Raw genomic sequence first — 1,287 nt, 5'->3', positions numbered from 1 at the left:
TGTCTTAACCCCCTGAATGACTGGACAAAATTGCAAAAACAGTTTAGTCCTTTTACATTCAGAAATCATGAGCAAAATCAGGCGGAGTTTTACTCCAGAAGACCGCTATTCCATCGTCCAGGAAGCCATTCGTGAGGGCCAGGCTGAGACGTGTCGCAAATACAATTTATCGCCTTCGTTGCTGCGAAAGTGGCGATTGAAATATTTGAGCAAAGGCAAAGAAGGCCTGAAAGATTCCTATGCACGCGTCGATCCTCAACTGCGAGCCCTCGAAGAGGAAAATGAACGCCTGAAGCGGATTGTAGCCAAACAGGCTTTGGAACTGGAGATCAAGAACGAACTGCTAAAAAAAACTCCTCTTCACTCCAGGAGAAGCTAGCCATCATGGAACAGTTCGAAAATCAAGTAAGTCGTACCCAGTTATGCCAGTGGCTTAGCGTGCCTCGGAGCGTGTCTTATTACTTGCCTCAATCAGGTAGACCTGGAGCACGACCCAGTCAGGTAACCATGAAACTGGATGGGTCGTGGGTAGACAACCAACTGGTCGTGCTCAGTATTCGGCAATTGCTGGATGTTGAGTTCAATGCTCTTGGCTACGAATACATCACCTACGAGTTGAAAAGAGAGTACTTGATCAACAAGAAAAAGGTGTATCGGCTTATGCAGGAGCATAATCTACTCCTGGGCAAAGTGATCCGGCCAACTGGCAAGCGGGAATTTGTTAAATTCAAACGCATTGAAGCGACCAAGCCCTTAGAATACTTGTGTTGGGATATCAAGTACGTTTGGGTACACGGGGAACGGCGGAATTACTATCTGTTGAGCGTTATTGATGTGTATAGCCGTAAAATTCTGGATTGGCTGTTCCAAGGTAGTATTCGCCAAATCGACTTAATCAATCTTTTTCGACGCATAAACCGGAGTCATCAACTGAAAGGAGTGATTTTGCGCAATGATAATGGCAGTCAATTCATAGCCCACTCTGTACGTAACTTTTTAAAAAACTCAGAGATCAAGCAGGAATTCACGCATGTAGCCACCCCTGAAGAGAACTCGTACATTGAAGCTTTTCACAGCATTTTGGAACACGATGTCATTGAGCGAAATGAGTTTGCCAGCTACTATGAGGCCAAAGAAATGTTAGGTCGTTATTTTTGCCATTACAACCATCATCGGTTGCACCGTTCGATTGGGTTTATAACACCCCAGCAAAAATGGGAAGAAGCACAGGTGAACTACGACACAACCTTTTCAGAAAATCTGTCCAGTTAATAGGGGGCTAAGACA

At 44.9% G+C, this 1,287-nt stretch carries 2 protein-coding genes; both read left to right on the top strand.

Features of this window, described 5'->3' with window-relative positions; translation table 11 throughout:
- The first annotated feature begins 67 nt into the window (after window positions 1–67).
- Entirely contained in the window at window positions 68–379 is a 312-nt protein-coding gene (locus GK108_RS30965; RefSeq protein ID WP_163955476.1) for a transposase, read from the top strand.
- A 5-nt stretch (window positions 380–384) separates the two neighbouring features.
- Entirely contained in the window at window positions 385–1,272 is an 888-nt protein-coding gene (locus GK108_RS30960) for an IS3 family transposase (RefSeq protein WP_163955475.1), read from the top strand.
- Window positions 1,273–1,287: the final 15 nt, after the last annotated feature.

The organism is Spirosoma terrae, assembly GCF_010435915.1.
In the GTDB taxonomy this organism is placed as follows: Bacteria; Bacteroidota; Bacteroidia; order Cytophagales; family Spirosomataceae; genus Spirosoma; species Spirosoma terrae.
The sequence above is the reverse complement of the archived record's forward strand: the minus strand, read 5'-3'. Positions and strand labels throughout refer to the sequence as shown.

Excerpts from the sequence above, each read along its gene's own strand:
- GK108_RS30960 (WP_163955475.1), top strand. The coding sequence starts at position 385 with ATGGAACAGTTCGAAAATCAAGTAAGTCGTACCCAGTTATGCCAGTGG.
- GK108_RS30965 (WP_163955476.1), top strand. The coding sequence starts at position 68 with ATGAGCAAAATCAGGCGGAGTTTTACTCCAGAAGACCGCTATTCCATC.